The sequence below is a fragment of the Rhizobium sp. BK399 genome, from assembly GCF_014194695.1.
In the GTDB taxonomy this organism is placed as follows: Bacteria; Pseudomonadota; Alphaproteobacteria; order Rhizobiales; family Rhizobiaceae; genus Rhizobium.
This window is the reverse complement of the sequence record NZ_JACIAH010000030.1, coordinates 1-26,768: the sequence shown is the minus strand read 5'-3', so window position 1 is coordinate 26,768 and position 26,768 is coordinate 1. Positions and strand designations below refer to the sequence as shown.

Sequence of the window (26,768 nt, the reverse complement as noted above, 5' to 3'; positions counted from 1 at the left end):
GTGCCCGAACTTGAACCACGGCCCGATCATGCACGCTACCTTGCCTCCTGGCTGCAGGTCTTGGCAAACGACAAGCGCGCCATCTTCGTTGCGGCCGGACATGCACAGCGCGCCGTCACCTACCTGCACCACCTGCAGCCGGAGGACACTGACCTCGACGACAACGACGAAGGGCAGGCGGCGTGAGCCGCCTGCCTCTCCCGCATCAAACGGCTGGCGATCTCGTCCTGTAACCTCGGGATCGCTTCTCCTTTAGCAGATGAAGAAACGTGTCCACCGCAGCCTGTTCATGGGCGAAATGTTCGATCCTGACCTGGCCCCGCGTGCCGATACGTCCCCATCGCCGCGTCAGACAGGTATCTCCAAACAGACTAGCGGAAACCTCGAGCGCATAAAATCGCGCCACGTTCCGGTTGGCGTCCTTCCGCTCGATGTAGAGGTGATAGGGCTGTTGAAGCATGGAGACAGATTCGCTTCCGGCAGCCTCCTCGTCCAACGAGAGTTTTGAATCGATCCACGCTGATCGATTCAAGTTCGTGAACAATGGCCACCACAGCGCCGGACTCGAGATCTTGAAAGCCGGTGGCCAGTCATGCTTCCGGTTCCATGTGGCATCACGGTCATTGCGTTCCGAGATTTGCGCATCCAAGGCTTGTCATTGCCTGCTGCCCGTTTATGGTTTGCATCGCAGGGGTTCACAGGAGGTGGCACATGCCGACAGGAACAGTAAAATTCTTTAATCAGGACAAGGGATTTGGCTTCATCCAGCCAGACGATGGGTCGGGCGATACGTTTGTTCACATCTCGGCTGTGCAGCGGTCCGGCCTGGATGGCCTGCGCGAAGGCCAGAAGGTAAGCTACGACATCGTCGCTGACCGTCGGTCCGGCAAGTCATCGGCTGAAAACATCAAGGCCCTTTGATATCGCGCTCCTTCGTCTCCGGCTGAGGAGGCGGGATCCCGGTCCAGGCGCGACTACAATGGGGACAAACCCTTTGAGCGAAAGAAGAGCGCGTCCTATCCCGAAGCGCTCTTTTTGATCGTCACATCTTGCTGCGACCGATCGCAACAAGGTCCTCTTCCTCGTCGCGTTGTCTGCCGCCCAGAGCAGCGGCGGCGGACGCAATGAAGGCCCCGATCAATAGCGACAGCGAGCCGAGCATGGCAGTGGTCGCAGACGCCTTTCTTGCCTTGTCAGCCGCCGTTTGGGCTGCTGTCTTGGCGTCATCGATCTGTTTCAGGACCGTGTCGACCCGGCCGCGGGCATCGGCTTCAGACAAGCCGGTGCGAGCGGCAACGATGGAGGCGATATATGTTTTGTCCTGATCAGGGATCGAACCATTCTTTGCGCCTTGCAACAGGATGCGGGAAATCTCGGCCGTCGCAGCACCATTGGTTTCACCGGCGCGGTCTGCCGTCTGTTGCTCGGGTCGGAGAAGAGCGTCAGTGAAGTACGAGGTCGCGAGATCAGGCCCCGAGGACGATGCTGCAGCTGCGCCGCCTGCCACTGTAGCGCCGGTTGCAATCGTGCCGACGGCACTTGCTCCCGCACTTGCCAGCGAGGTTAATGACGATGCGAGAAAGCCAGCCACGAACACCGTCGCGACCGCCCAGCTCAGGAAACCATGGGCTGTGTCACGAAAGAACACTTCGTCGGTATGGGCTGCTGCCCACTTGGTCCGCAGCCGGCCCGTCAGATAGCCGCCCAGAGCAGAAGAGAGCCATTGGACAACGACCAGCCAGATTGCTGCAGTCACACCAACCGTTGCAGCAGAACTGCTTTCGCCCGACCAGGGCGAAACCATAGTCAGCCCCACACCTGAACCGACAAGCAGCAGAATCAATGTGACACCAGTTGCTGCCACCGCGCCTCCGAATATCGACCCCCAGGACATCCCGGACTTCGAAGATTCGATCGGCATCACGTCAGCTTTTCTTTCATACGCTACAGACATCTCGAACTCCTAGCGCATGAAAAGAACAAGTAGAATGACGATAGGCAGTGGAATGCCAAGAAGCCAGAGGAGAAGACCACGTCCCATTTCAATACCTCCAAAGTTGGAACAGTTTTGCAGGTCCCGAACGCCAGGAGTTCCTCTTTGTTCCCTTATAGATGGCGGCTGACGCGGCTGCCCCGCTCCGCGCGACGCAATCCTCGAAAACACAGGACGGGGAGGCAGCTGTCCCGGTTGTCATCAGCAGACAATTGAAAGGTGAGGAATGCGCACTTCATCGGCAGCGCGGAGAAGGGCCTCCCTGGCTGCAAGGGCCGGCGCAGCGCGCTTGTAGGCGTTCAGGCAGACAACAAGCGCATTGATGTATTCTTCCCCGTCATCGCAGGGCCAATCCTCGACCAGAACCATTGCGGCATCTGCGACGTTCTGCACCAGCTTGTATCTTTGTGCGCCACCAAAGAGCAGTCTTACAGCGGGAAATTTATCCGGTGTGTTCAGACTCATAACGATTGCCCTCATCGCTCGGAAATATTAGCGGCGATGCAATAATCGTTCCAGTTGGCCCAAGTGGCCCAGCGGAAGCAACCGGTAGTAGAAGCGCTGGCGGAAGACTGGGGCTTGTCGGATCGAACCGATCTCAGGTCATTGCGCACCGGCAAACGTGAACCGACGAGCCGTTACGCCCAACACTCTCCCCATTCGCCGACGCATGGCAGCAGGCCGATGTCAAACGCCCGGCAGGCGATCTGGATCAGTGCGACAGATCACTGGGCAGAAGGCTTTCGGTATCCACCAGCGGGTCATCTCGCGTAGGGCGGCTATTCGACTCGTCCGGTCGGGTAGCGCCGCTGTCGTCGAACGCCGTTAGTTGCACCATCACTGCCTTGGCATGATCGATCGCATTCTGATCGTCAAGGAGATGGTCCTCATTGCTCATACGGACAAGAACACTTTCCCCACCTTCGCCGACGAACTCCACCATGACCTCGGTTCCTGCGTCACTGACCCTCGTATCGATAAGTTGCATCTGCAGTGTCCTCTTTGAGTGATGCTGTTGAACTCCTCAAGTTGGCGAAATGTTCCTGTCAACCGCACGAGGCGCATGCATCTTTTCGCCGCGGCGCGCGTTCCTGATCCAGCCAGTTCAGGAGCAGCCAAATGATCAAGAGCGAATACCCAGACGCCGAAAGCATCGATGATGAGGAGCTCGAGGAAATCATGGAGTCTGTTTTTCCCGACTCAACATCGGGTCCCAACGAAAATGTAATTGCTGGCCATCGGACGGCAGATACGGACCTCTTCCGAGAAGAGAAGACGGGGCGAAGAGAAGAGAGAGAGCGGGTCAAGTTCGCCCAGATACGTGATGACATCGATTTGATTAGACGTGATATCGAAACCCTCCGCAACAGGCTCGCTGTCGTGGTGGAACGGGCCGCAACGGTTGTGCAATCGCGAGCCGAGTGGGCAGACGCTGCAGCGCACGCGCAGCTTGGGGATTACCCATGGGCAAAACTCGCTGGTGCCATGATCGGAGCCTTCGTCGGGGCAAGATTCCTGAGGCGCCTCCCTGTTGCAGCGCTGACAACCGCAGCCGCTCCCGCTGTCCTGGCTGCTTTGCAGAAAAGCGCTTCCAATTAGTCATTCCTTCAAAACACCCGTGTTTCCACGTACAATTTCAATTGGCTGCCGGAGTACGTTCTGGCGCTCATTCGCTCCGCTCGGTACGCCGTTTGCCGGCACTGTCTGTCTGATTTTGGAACTGTTGCTGGCCAGCGGGTTCGGTCGCGTTCGGTTGGACGCCAGAGCGTGACCGCCTGTGTGACATGTCCTGCAACATGCGATGCGATCCATACGCACTCGTACAAACGGCTTGTACTGCCCTTACCAATGTGAACTATCGAGTCGCCGAGCGGCTCGCCCGCTGGCTCCTAATTTGCGATTATAGAATCGATGGTGACGAGCTTCCGCTGACGCATGAGTTCCGGTCAATCATGCTCGCGGCTCGCCGCCCCAGCCCATCAGAACGCGAGTATGAACGCTTACTTACGCCACTATCGAAGAGGTCGGCACGGTGCCACCTAGTCGCCCTTCGAGTGTTGCTACTGTCCAACCAGGTTTAGATGTTGTCTAATGTGTCCCAAACACCAGAATGGCCACAGCAATCCAGAACAATGCACAGATTTCAACGGCTATCAGCAAACCAATTGACCGATCACACACGGGGCTTCCTCCATCTCCTGCCTCTTGCCATGAACGCTGAAGTTGTAGTTTTGGTTCCGTGGTCGAAGAAGTTGCCCGTAGCAAAGAGCCGCAATTTTTCAAGTCGCTGGTGGTTGAAGCCCTGTCCTGGCGAAGGGCGACTCGGTCGTGCCAGGTTTTTACCGACATAGAGACCGGCTGGTTAGGGTAGGGCAGCAGGTAGCTGAATGCCGTCGCGAGGGACTATAATCACATTGAAATGGATCCGTTCTCCTCACCATCCCAGTACTGGATCTTCTCGGCGTGAACTTTGACCAGCACCATTCCCGGCGTGTTGAATTTCTCTGGAAACCAACGATTAAGCCCGTCGGTCCACCGGGCCTCGAACTCCTGTCGAACTCTGATGAGTTCAGCTTTGCCCTCAACGGAAACAAAAATTCCGGGCTTTCCGAGAAGACCAGGAGGCGCTGTGAACGTAAGCGACAGGGCGGGGTTGCTTTTCAGATCGTAGATCTTGCGTGTGGCCTCGTAACTGAAGAACCAGGAATCGCCATCATATTCGACCTCGCCATTGTTGCTCATCGGTCGACTGGAAAGCACGTTGCCGCTATATGTCGTCATCATGCAGACATCGATCTTCCGTAGTTTTTCCGATAACTCCTGAAGCGTCATTGTTGTCATGTTGTTTCTCCATCTGTGCGACGCAAAACAGTTGAAGACGAGGGCTGTTCCATTCACGGGCAAATTAGATCGAGCAACAGTGTAGTGTTCGATTGTGGCAAGCAAATTAGTGCTCAGTTGCCTTTACTGAAAACAGGTAAATTGCCTTGGACGGCCGACGACGGCAGAAAACACGAACCTGGCGTGCTGCGGAACAAAGCGATCTATCTGTCGTTTCATCACGGCAAGGAGATCAGAGATGCCGACTTCAGTCCCCAATCCAGCAGAGACACCCCGCGGCCCTCAACCAGAATCGGGCATCCCGGACCGGACGAAGGAGAAACCGCCACTCACGCCCGCACAGGATCCTGCGGACAACAAGAACCCAAACGACCCACCCCTTGATCCTGCACTTCTTCCGATCGGCGATCCGGCCGGCGCAGGTTGATCGCTTCACGCACAACCTGCAATTCCCGGAAAATAAGGAGAGGTCGGAAAATCGGTCACTCCCGTCACGGTTGCTCCCGTACACCAGGCGTGGCTTCGCGTTCATCGGCGTCTTCCAGATCGCTCTTGACGATAAAGACGTCCCTGTGTTGGCGCGCCGCTTCGCGTAGCGCATCTAGGTTCGGCACATCGTCGCTGTCCAGTTGGTCGTGGCCGTGAAGGATTTCACGTTCCGCCTGAAGCCAATGTTCGTCGTGACGATCGTCCGGGCTGCCCTCGGATTCCCAGATCTCATAGGCGCGGCTGCGGATACGATCGGTAACATTTTTATCGCTACTGGCGTCGGGTGTTGACATCGTTCCTCCATCGGGACGTGTCCCCTGGATCGGTGTGTTCGGTCGCTTTGCCATGATGATGCTCCTTGGAAGAATGCTGTCCCAAACGTAGAATGAGCGAAGAAGTTCCTCAGTCCGCATTTGCTTGAGGGGCCTACTGCCCGCGGGCTGTACAAGTCTCATTTTTTTATGATGCTGATGTTTCCACTGACCTCGAGGATTGCGAATTTGATGTCATCGATCGTTTCAATCCCCTGCTGGCTTCGAGCCGCCTCCATGATGTCATCCCGGCCCATCCGACAGCCGCGCAAGGCGGTGTCGTCGTAGACGCCGTGGCTTACAAGTATTGTCGGAACACCGTCAACGACATGCGCAGCTCGTGTCCACCCTCGTTTTACATAGGACAGAGCAATATCGGTCGTGAAAAGTGTGAGGATGAGAATGATTGCGTTGGTGACCGAAAAGTCGTCTGCAAGCATTGCTTGTTGCGTCGTTTCGGAAATGACGAGAACAATCACCAAGTCAAACGGAGTCATCTGCGCCAAGGTCCGACGCCCAGACAGCCTGATAATGAGGAGTAGGCTAAAGTAGATCGCAAGTCCGCGAATGACGGAGTCCATCTCTTCCCCTTACGGAAAAACGAACACTGACTGATTGACCACCTCGGTCCCGATGCCGATATGGTACTTCCGAAGCCAGGGTCGTTGCGTTTGAAGCCTCAACATCACCGCAAGCTTGGCACGCGGATCGGCGGGAAATCGATAGCCAGTCCGGCCACCCACAACGACGGTCTCCGACGGTCGTGGATCGATAGTCTCGAGGGAAAACGTCCGATGAAAGCCCTCATCGACTAGGAATGTCCTTACATCTGCAGATGCATCAAATGTGATTTTTATTGTCTCCGGCGCGTGCCAGCGTGAGATAGCAGGCACCTCCATGATTCCACCTCGGACCGTTACGGTTCTTTCGGCGAAGAGGCCCCCCCGGCCAAACAAACCAAGAAGACATGCAACCAGGATTGCGGCAAAACCGATCCACGCGCATCGCTGGACGAACCAAAAGCACCGCTGGAATTTACTATGGTCCTTTACGCCCTCAGGATGATCAGGGGCGTCCATGGCGACGAACCGTGGAGGGGAGATGCGGACTATCGTTCATCAGCTGACGGCCACGTGCTGCTATCGCTCCATACCCCGAGGAACGTCGCCCGTCGGATGTCGGTGCTTTCGCGTCCCCGAAAATGAACGCGTTCTGCCGCGGAGGTCTCATCGAGCACGCCTCACCGCTGCCCCGGATATTGTTCTCGCCGAAGGAGGTTCGCAACATGAACGCTATTGCGGGCAAGCGTTTCGACCATCTTCGTGACTGCCGCCGGGACTTTGGCCAGATCCACGAAGTTCACGCTGCCCATGGCCTCGCCGACCCAGTAGCTGACCGCATTTGCCGGGATCGTAAAGCCGATGTCGTTAAGGGCTTGGAAAAGTTCCGCCGAAACGTGATGTGCGCCATCTTCGTTTCCGACGACAGCAACAGCTGCGACGCGGCCATACGAGACCATTCGACCAGCGTCATCAACCTCCTCGAGAAACGCATCCATTCGTTCCAGCACACGTTTCGCGACGCTTGAAGGCTGTCCCAGCCAAATAGGTGTTCCAAGGACCAACATGTCTGCGGCAAGAATCTTGGCTCTTATATCAGGCCATTCGTCACTAGCCCCTTCATCTGAGGTAACGCCAGGGAGAATGTTGAAGTCCGCCAGTCGTAATGTCTCGCTTTTCACGCCTTCTCGATCCAACGCCTCGGTGATCAAAGTTAGCATCCTGTCTGTTGAGGACGGATCGCCGCCGCTTCTTTTCAAAGTTGCATTGAGGGAGATTGCTGTCAGCGCCATCATTCGTCTCCATCGCCGTGCCGTCGGATCCCGGGTTCACGAGGAAAGGGCCGGTTTCGCCGGCCTTTTCAATATTCTCTCGCTATTGCTGATTGTCGGGGCATGCTTCGCTCACCGAAGCGCCGCCATTGCCGCCTTGCGTCGCGACGGAGCCAGGAGCCGGTTGTGCTGGGCAGCGCGTTCTGTCGACCGTACCGGTTGCATTGGTATTGCCGCCAGTCGTGCTGTTGGTGGCTTTGGGATCAACGACCGCCGGCATGTTGGTTCCGGTCTGCGTCTGTACGTCACCGTTTGCGCCGCCGCCCGCATCTTCGCCCATGGTCTTGTCACCCGCCATATTGTTCGGCACTGGATTGGACTGGGCATAAACAGATGTCGCCATGCCGAGGGAAAGAAGCGCGACAGCAAGAACCTTTTTCATTGGAATCTCCATATTGTTTAGTGTCTGACCGCTTCACAACCCCAAGCTTGGAAGGTTGTTCCACCCGCAGGCCATAGAACTTCTTCGTCCATTGCGCGATGGGCACTGCCCGTCACTTCGTTGGTCTGGTCGAGGGACGCGGTCCGTGTGCACGGAAGATCCATCGTCGCGGCCCAACAAACGCACGGCTTTGCTGCGCAAACCGATGGCCAAAACCAATTGAAAACTGCCATCGCCGGAGCCAACTAGATTGCATCCTCGCAGACAGGCATTTTTCTCCGGCTGTATCCAGCCATTCGAACTAGCTGTCCCATGATCCTGAAACGCGCGACCTTTTCGGATGCGAAAGGTATCTGCGCACCCTCGGGCTACCCATGAAGATGGGAACAAGTGTCGAAGGTCGCGGTTTAGTTCGCTCATCTTTGGCTGGAAAGGATCGACCATGAAAGCGCTCACCTGGCACGGCAAGCACGATATCCGCTGTGAAAGCGTGCCGGACCCGACGATTGAGGACGGTCGCGACGCAATCATCAAGGTTACGGCCTGTGCAATTTGTGGTTCGGATCTGCATCTCTACAACGGTGTAATGCCCGACATGCACAGTGGTGATGTGATGGGACATGAGACAATGGGCGAAGTCGTCGAGGTCGGCAAGGAAAACAAGAAATTGAAAGTCGGCGATCGTGTCGTCGTTCCCTTTACGATTTCCTGCGGAGAATGCTTCTTCTGCAAGCGTGGCTTTTTTTCTGGATGCGAGCGTTCAAATCCAGACCCCTCCAAGGTGCGGAAAATGTGGGGCAATTCGCCCGCTGGGCTCTTCGGTTATACCCATTTGCTCGGCGGTTACAGTGGCGGCCAGGCGGAGTATCTTCGCGTTCCATATGCCGATGTCGGCCCAATAAAGGTTCCCGAAGGCCTGACTGACGAACAGGTATTGTTTCTTTCCGATATTCTTCCGACCGGTTACATGGCCGCGGATTTCTGCAACATTCAGGCAGGCGATACCATTGCGATCTGGGGCTGTGGGCCCGTAGGTCTGATGGCAATCAGATCTGCATTCATTCTTGGAGCGGAACGCGTCATTGCCATCGATACCGTTGCGGAACGATTGGCTCTTGCCGCGGCGTCCGGCGCAATCACGCTCGATTTCATGGATGAGGATATCTACGACAAGATCATGGAGTTGACAGCCGGCCGCGGTGCAGACGCCTGCATCGATGCCGTTGGAACTGAAGCAGACGCGTCGGCAAGTTGGGATTCCCGGCTTGACCGTATCAAGGTGGCGACCTTCATGGGCACCGATCGGCCACACGTCTTGCGCCAGGCGATCCACTGTTGCCGAAATTTCGGTATCGTCTCCATCGTGGGCGTCTACGGTGGCTTCCTGGACAAGATTCCAATGGGTTCCGCCATCAATCGCGGGCTGACATTTCGAATGGCCCAGACTCCAGTCCAGCATTACCTACCGTTGCTGATGGAACGGATCCAATCTGGCGAAATCGACCCATCCTTCATCATTACACATCGTGCAACGCTTGAAGAAGGTCCGGACCTCTACAAGACGTTCCGTGACAAGCAGGACGGGTGCATCAAAGTTGTAATGAGGCCTTGACTCGAAAGGAAAAGCGAAATGGAACGCACACACGACGGGCAAGCCAAAGGGCTTGCCGTGGTCACAGGAGCCTCGAGCGGAATCGGTCTCGAGCTTGCTCAGATCGCCGCATCAAAGGGCTATGACCTCATTATAGCAGCAGACGAGCCTGAAATAGATGACATTGGCATGCATCTCAGTGATCTGGGGACCGCTGTAGAGGCCATCGAAACCGATCTTGCGACAATGGAAGGCGTCGATCGCCTTGTCGAAGCCGTCGTAGCAGACGGGCGGTCGGTTGACCTTCTGCTGGCGAATGCTGGTAGGGGACTTGGAAAGGGTTTTCTTGACCAGGACTTTACCCAAGTCCGGCGCGTGATCGATACCAACATTCTCGGTACAACATACCTTGTGCAGCAGATTGCTCGCCAGATGCGCTCACGCGGTGTCGGTCGCATACTTCTGACTGGCTCCATCGCCGGCTTTATGCCTGGAAGCTACCAGGCTGTCTATAACGGTACGAAGGCTTTCATCAATTCGTTTTCCTTCGCCTTGCGCGAGGAGCTTAAAGACACCGGCATTACGGTGACCTGCCTTATGCCGGGAGCGACGGAAACCCGTTTCTTCGAGCGGGCCGATATGCTCGACACCGAGGTGGGACAGGCCGAAAAGGACGACGCATCTGATGTTGCCCGGGCCGGCTTCGATGCAATGATGAATGGTGACGGTGACGTGGTTTCGGGATGGAAAAATAAATTTCAGGCCGCGGTTGCTAACGTCACGCCCGCGGGTATGCTCGCCTCACAGCATGCAAAAATGGCGGCGCCCGGTACTGGCAAGGACAAGAGCGGCAGCCAATAGGTCGGACGTGCTTGAGGCCCCAGTTTTTCTTCTGGGGCCTCATCCCCAGCAAATCAACACCGCTCAGAGCGGTTTTGATCCTGGGGTCACTACGTATCGGCATCAGACCAAACCCAAATTGGCGACAACGACATAGGCCAATGCAATCGCCCAGGCGATCCCAAAGGCAAGGGCGCTTGGCGGGACAACGTCTTCGTTGAGCGGCTTTGGCGCTCGATTAAATACGAGGAGGTCTATCTCCATGCCTATAAGACCGTGTCCGAGGCCCGCACTGGCATCGGCCGCTATCTGACTTTTTTCCAATACCCGACGTCCACCTCATCCCTTGACCGGCAGACGCCGGATCAGGCTAAGTTCAACGCGCTGACACCGATGATGGTGGCGGCATAGTCGAGGCGGAAATCCACTTAGCGAAACGCTGCAATCTGTTCAGACAAACCGAGCCACCTCTGACGACGACCGCGACATAACGCAGTTTCTCAGTCTGTGCTTCTCATGCACGCCTACCCCTGCGACAATTGGAAGTTCCGTTGCTGAGGGACGGCCCGCACCGGCATATGCAAGCCCTCTATTCAAGGCGTCAATGAGGCTTTTGCACCCCTGAGGGGGGGCCTCCTCAGGAACCGCTATCCAGCTTTGGCGTTACTGGGCCGTATATGAGCGGCAAGCCAACGATGCAATTCGTAGAACGGAGTTCAAACATGCTTACACCTGTCGCGCTTGTGACTGGCGCAGGTTCTGGAATTGGTCGAGCGACAGCAATTTGCCTCGCTGCGAACGGGTTTTCTGTCGGGCTATTGGGACACACCGCCGACGAACTTGAGGCTACGGCGCGCGACATCCGCAATGCCAATGGACGCGCTCTGACATTGGTCGCGGATATCAGTATCGAACGTGACATGCGTGAAAGCGTGAGAAGATTGGTGGATGAATATGGTCGTCTCGACTCGGTGGTCGCGAACGCAGGTATCAACGGCGTCTGGGCTCCGATCGATGATCTCACGCAAGATGAATGGCAGCAAACGATCAACGTCAATCTGACGGGTACGTTTCTGACACTGCATATCACGGTTCCCGAGCTGAAACGGAACGGCGGAGGATCAATCGTCGTTGTGTCTTCCATCAATGGAACAAGAACGTTCACGACCCCAGGCGCGACCGCCTATACTGCGACAAAGGCCGCGCAGGTTGCCATGGTTCAGCAATTGTCGCTTGAGCTCGCCCGACACCATATCCGTATTAACGCGGTCTGCCCTGGGGAGATCGAGACGAATATCGAAGCCAGCACGGCCCTGAGGGGTGAGCGGGAGACAGCCATCCCGGTGATCTGGCCGGACGGACAAGTTCCAATTACCGGAGGTGTGCCCGGAATGAGTAGCGATGTCGCCGAAGTCATTGCCTTCCTGTTGTCTGATGCCGCCAGACATGTCACCGGAACGCCTGTCTTTGTCGATGGCGGACAGGGGTTACTGCGTTGATGACTTGCTCGTTGGAAAGATTTGCCTGGGGACCGTCGTACCAGGAGGACGGTATCTGCTTTCGACTTTGGGCGCCCGACGTCAAAGCGTTGGCGCTGAGGGTGGGCTCCGAAGATGTCTCCATGGATCGAAAGGAGGATGGTTGGTTCGAGACACTCAGGAGCGATGTGCCTCCTCAGACGCATTACAGTTTCATCCTTCCGGATGGCACCGCTGTTCCCGATCCTGCCTCAAGATATCAGTCGGGCGATGTCGGAGGTCCATCCATGCTCGTGGATCCAAACGCCTACTACTGGAGACATCCAGATTGGCAGGGTCGGCCCTGGGAAGAAGCCATCATCTACGAACTCCATGTCGGGACGTTCACCGAAGACGGAACGTTTCGGGCAGCAGCAGAGCGGCTGGGCCTATTAGCGGATCTCGGGTTCACCGCGATTGAGGTGATGCCGATTGCGCAATTTCCCGGCAGCCGTGGCTGGGGTTACGATGGTGTCCTTCACTACGCGCCTCACAATAGCTACGGCACTCCAGAGGATTTCAAAGCCTTCATCGACGCGGCTCACGGTCTTGGTCTGATGGTTTTTCTTGACGTCGTGTATAATCACTTCGGGCCTGAAGGAAATTATCTTCCGACCTATGCTCCCGCCTTCTTTCGAAGCGATAGTCCGACGCCATGGGGACCACGCATCGCTTTCGAGCGGATCCCCGTGCGTCAATATTTCATCGACAACGTCATGTACTGGCTTAGTGAATTCAGATTGGATGGCTTGAGACTGGACGCAATCGACCAGATCGATGACAAGAGCCATCATCATATCCTTGAGGAGATATCGGAGAGAGTCAGCCGCCACTTCGATGTGCGCCACGTTCATTTGATGACGGAGAATCCGGCCAACGGGACGGACATGATCGCTAATCGCAATGGGCGTCCACTGTTCAAGGCCGACTGGAATGATGACTTCCATCACGCGCTTCATGTCGTCGCCACCGGAGAGAACTCTGGTCATTACGCACCCTTTAAGGATGCTCCCTGGGTTAAACTGCGCCAAGCCCTGGCTAGCGGATATGTGAGGGAGGGAGTGCAGACACTGGGCGGCGCGAAGGTTCCAACCGAAGCAATTGCCCCTACATCGTTCGTGCATTTTCTGCAGAATCACGATCAGGTAGGGAACCGGGCGCAGGGCGATCGCCTTTCCAGCTTGGTGGGTGAAGAAAATTTCCGTGCCTTCACCGAAATCCTGATGCTGTCACCTCAAATCCCGTTGATGTTTATGGGCGATGACCATCTGAGCTCACGACCGTTTCGCTTCTTCGCCGACTATGAGGGGGAACTCGCCCGTACGGTGCGTGAGAGCAGACCAAAGGAAGCGAGAAATTTTGGCTCCCCTTCCCGGGATACCGAAGACGGCGAGATTGCGGACCCCAACCACTTGGCGACATTTCAGTCCAGCAAGCTTTTATGGAGCGAAGCATTCATGGATCGTCGGTTGCGTTGGCGAGAATGGCTCACCCGACTGATCAGTGTCCGGCGGAAGTGTATCGTACCGCATCTGATCCAAGCAAAAGGTCATTCCGGCAAGGTGGTCCCGTCGCTCGATCGATGCCTGTTTGTGGGATGGCAGCTCGGCGATCACGAGCTTCATTTGCGGGCGAATTTATCGGATATTGAGCTTGAATGTGATTTACCGCCCAATGCACAGATCTATCCGGTCTTGACGCACAAACGCGGTACGCTGCCGCCAAATTCCGTCAGCGCCTTCATGATTGTGGAGGAAAACGGGAGTGGATAGAAGCCGCAGGGTGTGACTGACTTCTTCGGCACTGTCTCAGTAAAAGAACTGCACGAAAGACGGCAGACATCGGCAGCTCGCTAGACCAAGACTAGACCGCGGCTCGGCCACAATTGCGGCCGAATTTGGAGCGAGGCCTCTCGCAGCTGCCTCAATGGAGATCTAGAGCCAGCTGCTGCCCTTTTACCTTTGGCAGCGGCAGGCCGATTTCGATCTTGCCGAAGGCCTGTTCCGGCGTTCTGACTCGCGCTCGCGTGCTCCCGTACGCTGGCCACCACCACAGCAAGGGCATTCTGCAATGACTTCTTTGGTGGGTAATGGCGAACTCCATTCAACCTGCGTTCCTCCTTTGTTCTTTTTTTAGCACAATCAACCCCGCCGTAGTATCGGAAACTCCCAAGCTTTCTGTCTCAATCTGATTGGAAAAAGGAGCCCCATAGAGTGGGGCTAAGGTGATGAGCAGCGCCCGAGAGTGGGCAACTCCCATACGATAACCTGCCAGATCGTCAGCTTCAAGCAAAACGACAGTCGGTTAGATTTCGTGAAGGTTGTGGACCGTGTGGCGTGCGGGAACCCCACTGCGAGAGTCGATCTTATGCGCCGCATGGATCAGACCGCGTTAGTTCTTGAGTTGCCACCACAGTGGAAAGCTCAAGGTTTCAGCGAGCACGGGTTCTTCTGGAACAGTGCCAAGTTGCTGCAGACGGTCTTTTACCCGAACCGGCGTCGGCAGTTGCCGCATTTTTGCTCGGATGCGCGGCACTCGCTAAGCCTCTCTCAGTCACTGCTGTGGATATCGGCGGGCAGAATGGTAGAAGCGGGCGTTGCGGTTCAGTCGGTGGCGCTGATGGCGTCAACGCGAGCGTTGGAGACATCAAGCGGGGGCCTTGGCATGAATGCGTCGGTTGGCGGGTCTGCTGGCGTACATAGCAATACATCCGGCGGGGGCAGCAGCGGCGGTCTCGCCGTCAGATTGGAATTCAGTCTGCGCGAGGGAGCGTTTTACCGACAGTTCGCGTGATCTATCCATTTCTTTAAACAAGATTTCATCGCAGCGAGCTTCACCATATGTTGATGGAAAGCCGTGGTGCTCGGGCAGTCGCGCGATGTCAGCTTCGATTGACCTATATATCATGAGCGTGTCCCAACGGTTATAGCTGACACCGGCTGACACGCCGCCAGCGGGGAATCGGTAATTTATACGCCGAGAAACCAGCCCCGACATGCGCAAGCAGCAAAGGCTCGGCCTACCCTAGTGAACGCGCAATGGTGACCATCTCTGGTGGACACCGTCAATCAGTTCCTTTTCGCAATGCGCGCCCTCCCTTACGAGAGCGACCAAAAGTGCCGCAATTTCAATGCTTGTCCTTCTATCGTGCGAAACGCTGTTCTCCCGGCAGAGGATCTTAAAGGCAACCTTCACGAACGAAAAGTTCGTCGGTAGCTTTCTATTTGGAGCTAGATTTGATCGTTTGTGGTCGATGTGTTTGAGCACTGCAGTCCAAGGCAAGATGCTGTCATCGGCCAGGCTGCTGACGAGATAGTCCTCATTCACGGCAATCTTTCGCAAGACCAGCCTCCCTCATTCAAAAGAAGTCGTTCGCGGCAAACACCAAGGCAACCTACCAGTATGAGCAACGCCTAATCAATGTACAAAAACAATAGTTCACTGTTTTATCGTTAGAGTAAACTTTAGAAGGGCACGATGACTGCCGCAACGTCAGGGAAGTCCTCATCGAAGCAACCACATTGCGAGGGGAGGGTCTCGTTTGATTTTTCCAACGGACGCGTCACTCGTCGATCCACAAAACCCCACCCAGGTTGCTTTAATGGGGCCGCGCCGATCCGTGCTATGTCATGCGCCGTTACGCCGTAGTCGCCGTTGAGACCCGGGAACCGCGATGTCGATGAACAAATCAGCGTGACAAGGCCTTATGGGCGGACATTTGAGCCGCGAGGCCATTCTCTCCCGCCAGACTTGGAGGGGTGTCTACGATGGCAAATGTGCGATCCAACAATGGTGACGAACTCTACAACATCGTCGATCCCAAACTAACCGCACTCATTGGCGAACTGGAAAATATGGATTTTAGCGCGGACAAGATCGGGTTCGCGATTCATGATGTTCTCGAAAGCAAGTGGCTCGGTGCGATAGCGGCGCTTCAGGAAGCGCGCCGAGGCCGTTCCCAAAGGTTTGGTGTCAGACGGGAATGAACGATATATTCTGTCAACTGCCGTGTGTTAGAGAATGCTTTGGATGCAAAATTTCACGTCGCCGCCCTTGCTTCGCCCTGACCGGACGGCGGCGACAGCTGTAATGTAATGAGCCTAACCTCCTTTGCTCCGATGCGCTGCAGGCGGCGCAGGAATCTCAGGGAAGTCGTTTCCTGTGATGGGGGAGGGTCACCACACGACACGGAGCATAAGTTGCAATCATTCCGGAGCTCGGCGAAGCATGTAGTGTTGGTTGAGTTAAGCGAACCGATGTCGATGGCAATATTGGTTTGGTAGCCGAGGCAGGGATTCGAACCCCGCGTCACAGCTCGAAGGCTGGAAGCGACCTCAGGACACCTGAGGATAAGGAGAGCACCGCGCTCCAATTACGCTTACGCTCGGCTGCGAACGTAACGCAGGGGGGTCACGGTTGTTCCCGAATGTCGTCGTTGTATGCTAGCTCCGGAGTTAAAGCCCAGCGCTGTCGAGAGACACTGGCTGTGCGACACCCGCATGGTCAAGGTCTGCGGTCCTTCACATCCCCTGGCTATGCCGGGCGCGGTGGTCTCGAGTCGAGCTAAGGTGCCACGTCCAGATTGTCGTCACTGACAATCAGCCTAACGCGGAGAAGTCGGCTGTATCAGTCGCAGGCGAGCGACAATGGCGCGTCAACGAGCTGGGAGCAAAGTACGATTTGCTTAAAGCTGGGTTGGGTTGGGGTCATATCCGGAAGATCTTGTTTCCGAAGATCTGAAAAAGGGGTCCTCTCCCAGATCCAGCGCCATGCGTGGCACATCCGCCCGCTTACGTTCATGATATCTAAGCGACGCGGGCTCGACCTGTCGCCAGCTGAAGATCGTTTCGTCGCGATGCTCGGGGGAGCAATTTCCCATTTCTGGCTACGAGTTCCCGAAGCCGACTCCTCTGATCTCGCGACGGCGTTCTTATCCGTAATCCTCCCTCCCGGCTGGCTTCAAGCCTGGCTCGTCCGAATGGGAGCGTCCGCAGAAGTTTGAGGTCGTGTTGTGAAGCCTCAGGGATTGAGACCCGCATAGCCCGCTACATCACCGCTAGCATGACTTTTCGGCGCTGTTCGAGGCGGTCGCCTCAGAGCCGAACAGCCGTACAAATGGTGCCTTCAGTGACTGTATTTCGAACTGCTCTCGCATCCGGAGGCTTCGAAGAAAGGCATCATCAGGGCGGCATTCTACGCCTCAAGCCATTTGGCGATAATCTGGCCGCTACAGAACATCTTACCGAGGCGACGCGCGCTACCGATCCTTTCGTGCCTCGAAACCACGAACGTTTCTAGACAGTGGTAAACGTGCGGCTCAGTGTAACTAGAGGCGTTTAGCCGAATTCAGCTCAAGCAGCGCTATGCGTGATCTCCGTTACCTGTCTCAGGGAGGTTCTGGCGATCGCACGTTCCAGAGCTTCGACGCAAATCGGATCGTGAGATCGCCCGGCATCCTCCCAAAGAATCGCAATTGCCTTTGTAATTGGCATCGCCGACCGATAAGGCCGGTCCGCCGTCAAAGCATCGAAGACGTCAGCCGTAGTCACAATGCGCACTTCCATTGGAATTTCGTCCGCCATCAACCCGCGCGGGTAGCCTGTGCCGTCGAGGCGCTCGTGGTGAGCGCCGCCGATACGAGCTGCGTCGGCAAATGCACCGATATGGGACAGGATCTCCTCCGAGAACGCGGCATGACGTTTCATCGCCTGCCATTCCTGGTCGTCGAGTTTGCCAGGCTTGTCGAGCACGCTGTTGCTAACGCCGAGCTTACCGATATCGTGGAGTAGGGCGGCGCGCCGCAGGAACCGTCGATTGCCCGCATCGATGCCCATCTCTTCGGCGATCATGTCGGTAAAGAGCGCGACGCGATCGCTGTGGCCGGAGGTGTAAGGGCTTTTTGCGTCGATCACTCGCGCAAAGGCTGCGGCGATGTCGTCCAGATAGTCATCATCGGCCATGATTGCTTCCCGGCCGGGCTCGCTTTCCAGCACAACGGTCTCCAACACATCCGACCGAAGGGTTTCCCAGAAGGTCGGGTCGGCGGCGACGCGCTCAAAGGCGGCCGCAAGCGCCGGATCGAACCAAGTGCCTACACGCTTGCGCACCTCGGTTATGGCTGCCGTGGGGCCGCCGCTCATCTGGAAGATATCGGCCACCTGCGACAGCAGGGCGATCCGTGAGAACAGGGGAATTGCCTCGCCGCCAATTCCAAGTGGCCGGCCACCGCCATTCCAATGTTCGTCAAGATTGAGCACGCCGGCGGCGACTGCTTCCGAGAAGCGCATTTGCCGGACGATCTCAGCCCCGCGCTGGCAACGAGTCTGAATGAGGTTTGTGACGATCTCGCCGCCATTCTGCATGATGTTAAGAATGCTACGGAAACGCTGCGCGAGGTCAGCCTGCAGGCCTGTATGGCCAAGCACGAAGCGTAGTACCTGGGAAAGACTGCCATCGACGAGCTTGAAATCACGCTTGAAGGAAAGGTCGTCGGTCAAATAGAGCTCGCAGATGCGCGCAGCATTGCTGCTGCAGCCGAGGTCTTTGAGCAGCAAAGTATAATAGAGTTCCTGCAGTTCGGTGTCCGGTATGCCGATTTCCTGACCGATGTGCGTTCCAATAAAGCAGGCACGAATGCAATGCCCGGGCGGCTGCCCCTCCGTCATGTCGAGGGCCTTGCTCAACGCTTCAATGATTTCTGCAAGCCTTATCTGGATCGTCTTCATATCGACCGTCCTTTGCCTGCCATAGCTTCACATAAATTTCTTTAGAAATCATTGTGTTCATCCTGTTGCGCATACTAACTGGTCGAATGTCAGTGCATTTCGTCGAGCAGCTCCAAGTTGAGCTGTCGAATCCGTTAGAAGAACCGAGCGGACCTATCTTCTCGCACGCCCTCGGGCCGCTCCGAAGGTTCCAAAGGGAACTTTCGCTTCTCCTCGGCATTCACGAAGTGAGCAAGGCGACGTCCGCGAGTTACGGTAGGGATTCTGATAATTGGTGTGGTGCCAGAGGCGGACATTCAAGCCTGTCACCTCGTGTTTAACCCCGTCAAGGACACTGCGCTGATTAAAGCGATCACGTGCTGGCCTTGATGTTTCCGCAGAGTCCCATATAAACCATCCCATCATCTATCAACGATGATGACGCGCCGTTTTCCAAGTGCGTCCAATGTCTTTTGCGAAAGATGAGAAATGGCCAAGCGAGGAACGCCTGCTGTTGTCAGCACGGGGATAGAAGGCCTTGACGCGATTTTGCGCGGAGGGCTGCCCGCGTCTAATCTTTATATACTCCACGGTGCGCCTGGGTCTGGGAAGACGACCGCGGCACTTCAATTCTTGCGCGCGGGCGTCGAGGCTGGCGAAAGTTGCATCTACGTAACGCTTTCTCAAACATCCGCGGAACTCAGGGCTATCGCCAATTCGCATGGCTGGTCGCTTGACGGGATCCGAATTGAAGAGTTGACGACCTCCGGGACGGTCAGCGAGGCTGATGATCAGAGCATATTCTTAACGTCCGACCTTCGCCTCGATGAGACGCGAAAGGCGATCGAGGCAGCAATCGATGAGCACAAACCCCGCCGTCTTGTCTATGACTCGCTTCTAGAAATCCGCTTGATCACCGGGGATTCCCCCCGGTTTCGGCGCGAGTTGATTGGCTTTAAGTCGTTTCTAGCTAAACGGAACGTCGTTGCGTTGCTCCTTGATACGCAGGTTGCCGGCTATGACCGTAGCGGGGAGGAAGTGGAGGGTCTTGCACATGGGGTCATACGGCTCGACAAAGCGTTAGAGGAGTATGGCGGCGTTCGCCGCCGCATTGAGATTTCCAAGATGCGGGGGGTTCCGGTCGCGGACGGCTATCACGACATGGCCATCCGGGAAGGCGAGGGTGTTGTCGTATTTCCTCGGATTATGCCGAACACGGCATCGGAGCTTGCCAAGCCGGAACTGATAAAGTCGGGAGTTGCAGCGCTTGATGATATGTTCGGTGGGGGTCAGGAGGCGGGGACCACAACCCTGGTCATTGGACAATCTGGGACCGGCAAGTCGACGATGTCATCTCTTTATGCAACGGCCGCGCTACAACGAGGGGAAAGCGTGGCGCTTTTCCTGTTCGAGGAGCGGTTGGAGACATTTTTCCGGCGCTCCGAGGGCCTAGGGATGGAGTTGCGGCAGTTCCACAAGGAAGGCAAGCTCATTCTGCGTGACTTCAATCCAAATGAAATCTCGCCGGGTGAGTTCGGCCAAATTGTTCAGGATGCCGTTACCCAGAACAAGGCTCGCGTGGTAGTTATCGATAGCTTAACCGGTTACTTGAACTCGCTGCCACATCGGGAAAAGGCAGTTCGCGATATTCAATCGCTGCTAAAGTTCCTCGCTCGCTCCGGTGTGCTGACCATGTTAATCGTAGCCCAGCATGGTTTGATAGGTCAGAACGTGGGAATCGACGTTGACGTCAGCTTCCTCGGCGACACCGTTCTTCTTCTGCGCATAATGGAGCACGAAGGACGTTTGCGCCGAAACATTACCGTAGTGAAGAAGCGTCACGGTCCTCACGACCTTAATATCCAGGAGTTGCTGATCGAGAGCGGCAACGTAAGTGTGCTGCCCTACAATCCGCTCCCTGATCCAAAATGAACGCAGCACCGACCGAGGGCGAGCTGGACTGGGTTCTTGTGCTAGCTCCTTTTCGCAAGGATTCCGACTACATAGCTGCTTCCCTTCGTGAGCAAGATATTCGGGTCGAACAGTGCAAAATAGAGGACATGGTCCGTTTTCTATGGCAAGTTCCCGGCGTCATAGTCATCACGCATGAGGCTCTGACGCCAACGGCCGTTGCCAACGTTGCGGACTATGTCGTCAGACAGCCCGATTGGTCAGAGGTGCCGATACTCGTGCTCCTGGAGCGGTCGGCGCCCATCAAGCAGATTCGCACGCAGCTGCAAAATCGATGGCCGGGAGCCCGTCTTTTATTCCATATCCGCCCGATCAGCCAGCTGGAACTGGTCAACAGCATCCAATCCAACCTTCTTGTTCGACTACGTCAGAAGCAGGTCCGCGACTCCATCGAACGAGAGGTTGAACTGCGGCACGAACTTAATCATCGCATAAAAAATATACTTGCTAGCGTGACGTCTATCTTTCATATGACGAAGCGCGGCGCAGTAACTGCAGAGGACTTGGCCGGAGACTTTTCGGGTCGGCTGAGAGCGCTGTCGGATGTGCACACTGCCCTTTTTGATGCAGGCGGAGATGAGGTGTCCTTGGTGTCTGTCATTGACGTCACGGTCTCGCCATACAACACTAGGGAGTTGATGCGTATCCACACCCACGGTCCCGATGTAACAATCAGTCGCGCCTCTGCAACGACCATTGCTCTTTGTCTACACGAGCTCATCACCAATTCCATCAAGTACGGCTCGCTTTCAGTCGGTAATGGCTGCGTCAATATCGATTGGAAAGTTTCAGCAAGCAACACACCAACCTTTTCTCTTGAGTGGGTGGAGGCGGGTGGCCCCAACGTAGTTGCGCCGACGCGACAGGGCTACGGGACCAGGTATGTCCGTTCAGCGCTAGCCTCTCTTTTTGGTACTGCACCAGAGATCGTCTTTGCTCCGCAGGGTTTCCGCTTTCACGTCATTGGCCCCCTCAGAAATTTGCGGCATTATGGAGCAGTTGCCACAAGATTCCCCTGACGGCCGATGCTATCTCCTGAGGGTGCCTCGGGAGTGCTGAGTATGGTGGAAGTCTTAGACGAATTGAAAGCCAAGTTGGTCGAGATCGACGGCAAGATGGAAGAGCTGCGGCGCGAGATTGTCGTCCTCGAAGCTCAGAAATCCGCATTCGAGACGGTGATCAGAGTTTATGACCCCGGTTTCGAGCTGGCTGCGCCACCTTCGAAGGCAAGCCGCACGTCGTCGAGGGAAACAGCAAGCAGTCGCGTCACCGAACTTCTCAAGGGCAGGAATAACCGCCATATCGTACTCGACATCCTTCGCCGCGCAGAGCGCCCGACGACGACAGCGGAGATTGCCGACAGGTTCGCAAACGAGAGCGATCTCGGGAGCGAGGCGTCACGATTGGAGTCCGCCCTCACCAGTCGGTTCTCCGCAACGCTGAATGGTTTAGTGAAGCAGGGACTGGTGCGACAGGCTGGCACCGCACACGGTCGTCGCCACCTCTGGGAAATCAGCCGTTAGTCCGGCGGCTCGCCTTGCAGCCAGACCTGGTCGACGATGTTCTAAGCGGCGCACCGCCAGTAGCCGCAGAGGTTGCGCGATGTCAGCCTGCTGGCGATGGTTCGGAGGAGATCGGCGAATTGCCAGCGCAAGCCCATGTAGCGCGTGTCCTCCTTCCATGACAGCATCGCCATGTACCAGTCGAGGTACTTCGTCGAGAAGCGGTGGTTGATGCCTTTGCAGGCCTTCTCGACACGGCTGAAGAAGCTCTCGATCACGTTCGAATTCGTGCCGTCGTCCTCCTGGTTGCATGCTGTGGTTCACGCGGGTCAACTGAACAAGGCCGATAAGATCGTCGTACGCCTTATGCTCGTCGGCGATCAGGAGCGCCTTCGGATCGACATGTTTGGCCACGGCCGCCCAGGCATCCTTGCCGTTCTCGTCCATGATCACACGCGTCAGCGTCCGGTTCGGAGCGTGTCGATTCGCCTCTCTTAACGCGAGGACGCACATCCGTTTGCCGTTCTGGTTCTCCTTCTTGCGACCGTCCTTGCGCTCCTCCTTCTTGTTCGCCTTGCGAAGGACGCCGCCGACGTACTTCCCGTCGATCTGCACCGTGCCCTGGAGTCTGATCGCGTCGCGGCGGAGGCCGACGGCCTCGCGAAGCTTCTGCAGCAGGACATAGGCGGTCTTGTACTGGACATTGAGCTTGAGACTCAGATGGAGCGCCGCCATGCCCTTGGCGGTCGTGACCTCCTCCCAGATCGCCATGATGATCTTCTTGAACGAGAGCTTCCGGTTGGCGAACACGGTTCCGGACGTCACCGAGAACTCGGCGCAGCACTCCGGCTCCGAGCACCGAAAGCGGCGACGTCGGACGCTGTACGGCTCCAGACAGCCGCAGCGCGGGCAAAACGGATTGCCCCCGTTGTCGACCCAGCGGAAATCAACGAACAGACCGTAGGCATCGTCCTCGGTTAGCGACCAGACCCTCTCCGGGTCGAGATCGCGGCCATCAGGGCGGAGCAGCGGATGCTGCCCGAAGCCCTCTTTCGGGTCAGGCCAGGCGCAACGGTCGTATTTCGAACCTCCGGTCTCCTGCCGAGAAGGGGTCGTAGGAGTTCGGCCTCAGGATGGGAATTCGCTTCGGAGCATGTTCAGGCTTCCGTTTGATACGCGAGACATAAGCGGACCGCTCCGTCGTAAGGACGGAGGCAGAAGGTCAGCGCTCTATTCGTATCGATCTGAACACGAGAGGACCGATACCAGGGATATCATTCGGAGTCGATTCGAATTGCTTTTACGCGTGACAGTCCAGTTAAAAATATCCATGAAGCTTGCGAGGGCAACCTTGCTTCATTCAAAGAATGTGCTATTTAAGTAGCACAAACTGGAGTTCATCAGATGAGTAACACAGCAAAGATTCGCCGTCAGGGCGGCGCGACCGTATTTAGCATTCCTCCCGCGCTTTTGAAGATGCTCGGCGTCGAAGTCGGCACAGAGTTGACCTTGGTTGTCAATAATGGGTCTCTTGTGGCGACCCCGAAGCAGGGAAAGAAAAGATATACGCTGGCTGAGCTGCTCGAAGGAGCAGATGAAATGGCTGCGCTCAATAAAGAAGCGGCCTCGTGGAATGTTAGCAAGCCCGTTGGTAACGAAGTGTTCTGATGGTCCGAAGCAACATTCCAAAGCGTGGCGACGTCTTTCTCATCGATCTTAATCCCGTTGTAGGCAATGAAATGAGGGATGATCATTGCTGTGTCGTGATCACCCCTCGTGAAATCAATATGGTCGGCATGTGCCTTACAGTTCCCATTACGACGGGCGGTGCGTTCACCCGCAAAGCCGGTCTTGCGGTCAATATCTCAGGCCACAAAACGACCGGTGTGGCTCTCTGCAATCAGGTAAGAGCACTCGACATCCTGGAACGGGTGAAGCAAAAGACTGCCAAACATGTCGACACGCTGGATGCCTCCACCATCGACGAAATTGTCGCCAGAGTGGTCAGCATGATCGACCCTGCTTAGTCGGCCAACACACCGGCCGAGAACCATCACCTTAAATTTGTCTATTCCACCCCAAGGGGCCATGAGCCTTTAATCCGGTTTGTGGCAACTGCTCCATAATGCCGGAAATTTGAGCCAGACGTAAGCTGATGGTGCCTCAGACTAAGGCTCCGCTGTACAGTTTGAGATCACCCGAATCGAAGCATGGTTGCTTTCATCCGGCCGCCACAGCGACGAGCAGTATGCCGCTACGGGCGGCTCCCCCCATCTGTGGGTCATTCTCGATTACCGGCGCAGTTTCAGCGCATCATAGTGCCGTGCAGGCGCTTCCTGATCCATAACCCCGTGTTCGAGTGCAAGTTTCGATACTCACGCGGCGGGTTCAAGGCTGGCCGCAAACAGCGTGATCTTTCCAACCTTGATAGAAACGACGTCGCCGATTCCGACACAACAGAGGACGGACAAAGCTGTCTCCCCTATTGTCGTCACGTGGGACGTCCATCGATCAGAGCTTCGCCGCACCAGAAAATCATCTCGGATGCCTTTCAAATACCCACGCTGAAGCGGAGGATGAGATCTCGAGCTGATCAGGTTCGACATTCGCATAGCTGCGGCGGGTTCCGCAAACCGCTCCGCTGTCGGCAAAAATCTCGTCGATCCCGCTGTCATGAAACAGCCGAAGGTCCTTCCCGTTGCCAAGCGTCGCCATGTATTGGATTGAGCCATCGTCCTGGGCTAGCCGGATGGAAAGGACACCGTCGGCGATGCTTGCCTCGAAGGCAAGCTCGCCACCTTGCGTGGCGACAATCTTGCTACCCTCCAGCGGGCCAGAAAGCCGGATTTCGATAGGGGCGTTCGGCAGCGAATATTGACCACTTTGGGCCTCGCCGACTGGGAATGGAAGGACCGGTCGGAGCGGAGAAGAACTACGTTCTTGCCGTTGCAACGGAGATGCTACGGGAAACCGATCGACCGACCGCAATCATGAGCGGCAATGACGAAATGACGATCCAAATATACATTGCGGCAATGGCATTGGGCCTTCGCATTCCTGAGGATGTCAGTATCGTCGGCTTTGACGATTTCCGGACGTTTTACCAGGCGCTGAAGCCGGAACTTACCACTGCGGCCTTGCCTTATTACGATCTGGGCTTAGAAGGGGCGGAATTGTTGAATAGCGTAGTTGCGGGAAACAAGGCTCGTCCGAGCAGACGCCTTGTGCCCTGTAAATTGCTCAAGCGAACGTCGGTGAAAGCTTTGTAGGCGACGACCGGAAACACGCAGGTCGCTTGTGATCTGAACCCTTCAAACTGTACCAGTTTTGGCTAGAGTTTTCCGGTGCATTTTTCCTGGCTGGGAAAGGAACGGAAGACGATGAAAGCATCGCAGTTTTCGGACGCACAGAAGGCGTTCATTTTGAAGCAGGGTGATGAAGGCGTGACGGTCGCCGAGATCTGCCGGAAGGCGGGGATCAGCCAGGCGACCTATTTCAACTGGAAGGAAAAATACGCGGGCATGCTGCCGCCGGAGATGAAGAAGCTGAAGCAGCTCGAGGACGAGAATGCACGGCTGAAGAAGATCGTCGCGGATCTGACGTTGGACCGCGAGATGTTGCAGGACGTCATTCGCCGAAAGCTCTAAGGCCTGCTCGCAAGCGGGAGATGGTGAAAGGCATGTGCCAGGACTGGGCGATCTCGATCCGGCGTGCCTGTGGGGCGCTGGACTTCGATCGGTCGACCCACCACTACACCTCCCGCCGTGCCGATCAGGCCGGTCTTGAGCGTCGTATCCGTGAGATCTGCGAGACCCGTGTCCGGTACGGTTATCGTCGTGTGCATGTGCTGCTGGTGCGCGAGGGTTGGGGTGCCAACATCAAGCGGACCTACCGCATTTATAGGGACTTGGGCCTGCAATTGCGTAACAAGACACCGAAACGCCGGGTGAAAGCCAAGCTGCGGGAGGATCGGCAAATGGCGGTAGGGCCGAATGATGTATGGGCGATGGACTTTGTGCACGACCAGCTCGCCACCGGCAAGAAGCTACGCGTTCTGACCGTGGTGGACACCTTCTCACGCTACGCCCCTGTGCTTGACCCAAGGCACAGCTATCGCGGTGAAGATGTTGTGCAAACGCTCGAGCGGGTATGCCGCCAGGTCGGCTATCACAAGACGATCCGCGTCGATCAGGGCACCGAGTTCGTATCCCGGGATCTGGATCTTTGGGCCTATGCGAAAGGTGTCACGCTGGACTTCTCACGCCCTGGCAAACCGACCGATAGCGCATTCATCGAGGCGTTCAACGGTAAGCGCGATTTTCGATGCGCATTGACGACGGCAAGACCGATGAATGTGCGCGCATTGGTAGCGAGATCCGGCTCTATCCGGCGGCAGTAGTCTTGGAGAAGTTGAACGGCAGCAGGTCGCCGATTTCCGCCGCATCGCCCCGCTGCGGCAACTCTGTGAGCACGTGGCGCAGCCAGGCGAGCGGGTCGACGCCGCAGGCGCGGCAAGTTAGCATGAGACTGTAGATCACGGCGCTGGCCCTGGCTCCGTCAGCGGTATCGCTGAACAGCCACGATTTTCTTCCGGTGGCAAAAACTCTGATCTCGCGTTCCAGAATGTTGTTATCGATCGGTATCCTGCCGTCGCTGGTGTAACGCGTCAGGTAATCCCATTGGTTCAGGGTGTAGGACACAGCATCGCCGAGCTTGGTATCCGGTACGACCTTCGG

At 56.3% G+C, this 26,768-nt stretch carries 26 protein-coding genes, 1 tRNA gene and 5 pseudogenes; 18 read left to right on the top strand and 14 right to left on the bottom strand.

Translation table 11 applies throughout. The features are described from left to right. A partial coding sequence (locus tag FHT97_RS29840; RefSeq protein ID WP_246712856.1) for a zincin-like metallopeptidase domain-containing protein occupies positions 1-186 on the top strand: 186 nt, incomplete at its 5' end. A 19-nt stretch (positions 187-205) separates the two neighbouring features. Here FHT97_RS29840 and FHT97_RS29835 read toward each other — a convergent pair. Then, entirely contained in the window at positions 206-460 is a 255-nt protein-coding gene (locus tag FHT97_RS29835) for a WGR domain-containing protein (RefSeq protein ID WP_183865087.1), read from the bottom strand. Positions 461-711: 251 nt separating this feature from the next. Between FHT97_RS29835 and FHT97_RS29830 the strand changes: the two genes are divergently transcribed. Next, a complete protein-coding gene (locus tag FHT97_RS29830) occupies positions 712-921 on the top strand; it encodes a cold-shock protein (protein WP_183759250.1) in 210 nt (69 codons plus the stop codon). A gap of 121 nt (positions 922-1,042) precedes the next feature. On the opposite strand, the gene FHT97_RS29825 is transcribed toward FHT97_RS29830, so the two are convergent. The 3 genes from FHT97_RS29825 to FHT97_RS29815 all read right to left on the bottom strand — a co-directional run bounded on the left by FHT97_RS29825 (position 1,043) and on the right by FHT97_RS29815 (position 2,981). Continuing rightward, positions 1,043-1,954: a hypothetical protein gene (locus FHT97_RS29825; RefSeq protein ID WP_183759249.1), complete on the bottom strand. Its 912-nt coding sequence runs from the start codon at positions 1,952-1,954 to the stop codon at positions 1,043-1,045. Positions 1,955-2,194: 240 nt separating this feature from the next. Next, positions 2,195-2,458 carry a DUF982 domain-containing protein gene (locus tag FHT97_RS29820; protein WP_183759248.1) on the bottom strand — a complete coding sequence of 88 codons (264 nt, stop codon included), beginning with the start codon at positions 2,456-2,458 and terminating at the stop codon, positions 2,195-2,197. Positions 2,459-2,705: 247 nt separating this feature from the next. Further along, positions 2,706-2,981, bottom strand: a complete 276-nt coding sequence (locus FHT97_RS29815; RefSeq protein WP_183865086.1) for a hypothetical protein — start codon at positions 2,979-2,981, stop codon at positions 2,706-2,708. A 131-nt stretch (positions 2,982-3,112) separates the two neighbouring features. Between FHT97_RS29815 and FHT97_RS29810 the strand changes: the two genes are divergently transcribed. Beyond that, positions 3,113-3,592, top strand: coding sequence for a hypothetical protein (locus FHT97_RS29810; RefSeq protein ID WP_183865085.1), 480 nt, complete (start codon positions 3,113-3,115; stop codon positions 3,590-3,592). A 236-nt stretch (positions 3,593-3,828) separates the two neighbouring features. Further along, positions 3,829-4,074: pseudogene (locus FHT97_RS31320) on the top strand (hypothetical protein); the annotation flags it as partial. 328 nt (positions 4,075-4,402) lie between these two features. Here FHT97_RS31320 and FHT97_RS29805 read toward each other — a convergent pair. Then, positions 4,403-4,834: a pyridoxamine 5'-phosphate oxidase family protein gene (locus FHT97_RS29805; RefSeq protein WP_183865084.1), complete on the bottom strand. Its 432-nt coding sequence runs from the start codon at positions 4,832-4,834 to the stop codon at positions 4,403-4,405. A gap of 238 nt (positions 4,835-5,072) precedes the next feature. Here FHT97_RS29805 and FHT97_RS29800 point away from each other — a divergent pair, with 238 nt between their 5' ends. Then, positions 5,073-5,261, top strand: a complete 189-nt coding sequence (locus FHT97_RS29800; protein ID WP_183759244.1) for a hypothetical protein — start codon at positions 5,073-5,075, stop codon at positions 5,259-5,261. 64 nt (positions 5,262-5,325) lie between these two features. On the opposite strand, the gene FHT97_RS29795 is transcribed toward FHT97_RS29800, so the two are convergent. From FHT97_RS29795 to FHT97_RS29780, 4 genes are all read right to left on the bottom strand, one after another. Then, on the bottom strand, positions 5,326-5,670 hold the full coding sequence (locus FHT97_RS29795; RefSeq protein ID WP_183759243.1) for a DUF2934 domain-containing protein: 345 nt from the start codon (positions 5,668-5,670) through the stop codon (positions 5,326-5,328). Between the two features lie 104 nt (positions 5,671-5,774). Beyond that, the gene (locus FHT97_RS29790) at positions 5,775-6,215 is read right to left on the bottom strand and encodes a YetF domain-containing protein (RefSeq protein WP_183759242.1); all 441 of its coding nucleotides are present in this window, start codon (positions 6,213-6,215) and stop codon (positions 5,775-5,777) included. A 659-nt stretch (positions 6,216-6,874) separates the two neighbouring features. Then, complete coding sequence (locus FHT97_RS29785) at positions 6,875-7,486, bottom strand: NAD(P)H-dependent oxidoreductase (protein WP_183759241.1); 612 nt, start codon at positions 7,484-7,486, stop codon at positions 6,875-6,877. Positions 7,487-7,568: 82 nt separating this feature from the next. Further along, positions 7,569-7,907 (bottom strand): hypothetical protein, encoded by a 339-nt coding sequence (locus FHT97_RS29780; protein WP_183759240.1) that lies wholly within the window; start codon positions 7,905-7,907, stop codon positions 7,569-7,571. 442 nt (positions 7,908-8,349) lie between these two features. Between FHT97_RS29780 and FHT97_RS29775 the strand changes: the two genes are divergently transcribed. From FHT97_RS29775 to FHT97_RS29750, 6 genes and pseudogenes are all read left to right on the top strand, one after another. Next, positions 8,350-9,519, top strand: a complete 1,170-nt coding sequence (locus FHT97_RS29775; protein ID WP_183759239.1) for a zinc-dependent alcohol dehydrogenase — start codon at positions 8,350-8,352, stop codon at positions 9,517-9,519. An 18-nt stretch (positions 9,520-9,537) separates the two neighbouring features. Next, entirely contained in the window at positions 9,538-10,359 is an 822-nt protein-coding gene (locus tag FHT97_RS29770; protein ID WP_183759238.1) for an SDR family NAD(P)-dependent oxidoreductase, read from the top strand. Positions 10,360-10,524: 165 nt separating this feature from the next. Beyond that, positions 10,525-10,749, top strand: a pseudogene (locus FHT97_RS29765) (integrase core domain-containing protein); the annotation flags it as partial. Between the two features lie 311 nt (positions 10,750-11,060). Further along, on the top strand, positions 11,061-11,837 hold the full coding sequence (locus FHT97_RS29760; RefSeq protein ID WP_183759253.1) for an SDR family NAD(P)-dependent oxidoreductase: 777 nt from the start codon (positions 11,061-11,063) through the stop codon (positions 11,835-11,837). Beyond that, the gene (gene treZ / locus FHT97_RS29755; RefSeq protein WP_183759252.1) at positions 11,837-13,627 is read left to right on the top strand and encodes a malto-oligosyltrehalose trehalohydrolase; all 1,791 of its coding nucleotides are present in this window, start codon (positions 11,837-11,839) and stop codon (positions 13,625-13,627) included. Before FHT97_RS29760 ends, treZ begins: the two co-directional genes overlap by 1 nt. 1,995 nt (positions 13,628-15,622) lie before the next feature. Continuing rightward, a complete protein-coding gene (locus FHT97_RS29750) occupies positions 15,623-15,841 on the top strand; it encodes a hypothetical protein (RefSeq protein ID WP_246712855.1) in 219 nt (72 codons plus the stop codon). 291 nt (positions 15,842-16,132) lie between these two features. Here the strand turns inward: FHT97_RS29750 and FHT97_RS29745 are convergent. Both FHT97_RS29745 and FHT97_RS29740 read right to left on the bottom strand, forming a co-directional pair. After that, positions 16,133-16,245, bottom strand: a tRNA-OTHER gene (locus tag FHT97_RS29745). Between the two features lie 961 nt (positions 16,246-17,206). Further along, positions 17,207-18,580, bottom strand: coding sequence for an HD-GYP domain-containing protein (locus FHT97_RS29740; protein ID WP_183865083.1), 1,374 nt, complete (start codon positions 18,578-18,580; stop codon positions 17,207-17,209). 468 nt (positions 18,581-19,048) lie between these two features. Between FHT97_RS29740 and FHT97_RS29735 the strand changes: the two genes are divergently transcribed. Genes FHT97_RS29735 through FHT97_RS29725 form a run of 3 tightly spaced genes read left to right on the top strand, consistent with a single transcriptional unit; the run spans position 19,049 to position 22,053 of the window. Beyond that, positions 19,049-20,491, top strand: coding sequence for an ATPase domain-containing protein (locus FHT97_RS29735; RefSeq protein WP_183759236.1), 1,443 nt, complete (start codon positions 19,049-19,051; stop codon positions 20,489-20,491). Beyond that, on the top strand, positions 20,488-21,549 hold the full coding sequence (locus tag FHT97_RS29730) for a sensor histidine kinase (protein WP_183759235.1): 1,062 nt from the start codon (positions 20,488-20,490) through the stop codon (positions 21,547-21,549). Before FHT97_RS29735 ends, FHT97_RS29730 begins: the two co-directional genes overlap by 4 nt. Positions 21,550-21,591: 42 nt before the next feature. After that, positions 21,592-22,053 (top strand): hypothetical protein, encoded by a 462-nt coding sequence (locus FHT97_RS29725; RefSeq protein WP_183759234.1) that lies wholly within the window; start codon positions 21,592-21,594, stop codon positions 22,051-22,053. Here FHT97_RS29725 and FHT97_RS29720 read toward each other — a convergent pair. Then, positions 21,979-22,857 carry an IS1595 family transposase gene (locus FHT97_RS29720; protein WP_183759233.1) on the bottom strand — a complete coding sequence of 293 codons (879 nt, stop codon included), beginning with the start codon at positions 22,855-22,857 and terminating at the stop codon, positions 21,979-21,981. The two genes, FHT97_RS29725 and FHT97_RS29720, sit on opposite strands and share 75 nt — an antisense overlap. 579 nt (positions 22,858-23,436) lie before the next feature. On the opposite strand from FHT97_RS29720, the gene FHT97_RS29710 reads away from it, so the two are divergent. Then, the gene (locus FHT97_RS29710) at positions 23,437-23,700 is read left to right on the top strand and encodes an AbrB/MazE/SpoVT family DNA-binding domain-containing protein (protein WP_183759232.1); all 264 of its coding nucleotides are present in this window, start codon (positions 23,437-23,439) and stop codon (positions 23,698-23,700) included. Continuing rightward, entirely contained in the window at positions 23,700-24,059 is a 360-nt protein-coding gene (locus FHT97_RS29705) for a type II toxin-antitoxin system PemK/MazF family toxin (RefSeq protein WP_183759231.1), read from the top strand. Before FHT97_RS29710 ends, FHT97_RS29705 begins: the two co-directional genes overlap by 1 nt. Before the next feature lie 508 nt (positions 24,060-24,567). Here the strand turns inward: FHT97_RS29705 and FHT97_RS31315 are convergent. After that, positions 24,568-24,933, bottom strand: a pseudogene (locus FHT97_RS31315) (glycoside hydrolase family 32 protein); the annotation flags it as partial. Here FHT97_RS31315 and FHT97_RS29700 point away from each other — a divergent pair. Together FHT97_RS29700 and FHT97_RS29695 are read left to right on the top strand one after the other, a co-directional pair. After that, a pseudogene (locus FHT97_RS29700) lies at positions 24,927-25,301 on the top strand (substrate-binding domain-containing protein); the annotation flags it as partial. The pseudogenes FHT97_RS31315 and FHT97_RS29700 overlap by 7 nt on opposite strands. A 111-nt stretch (positions 25,302-25,412) precedes the next feature. Beyond that, positions 25,413-26,344 (top strand): annotated as a pseudogene (locus FHT97_RS29695) (IS3 family transposase); the annotation flags it as partial. Between the two features lie 70 nt (positions 26,345-26,414). Here the strand turns inward: FHT97_RS29695 and FHT97_RS29690 are convergent. After that, positions 26,415-26,768: transposase (locus FHT97_RS29690; RefSeq protein ID WP_183865082.1), on the bottom strand; the 354-nt coding region annotated here is incomplete at its 5' end.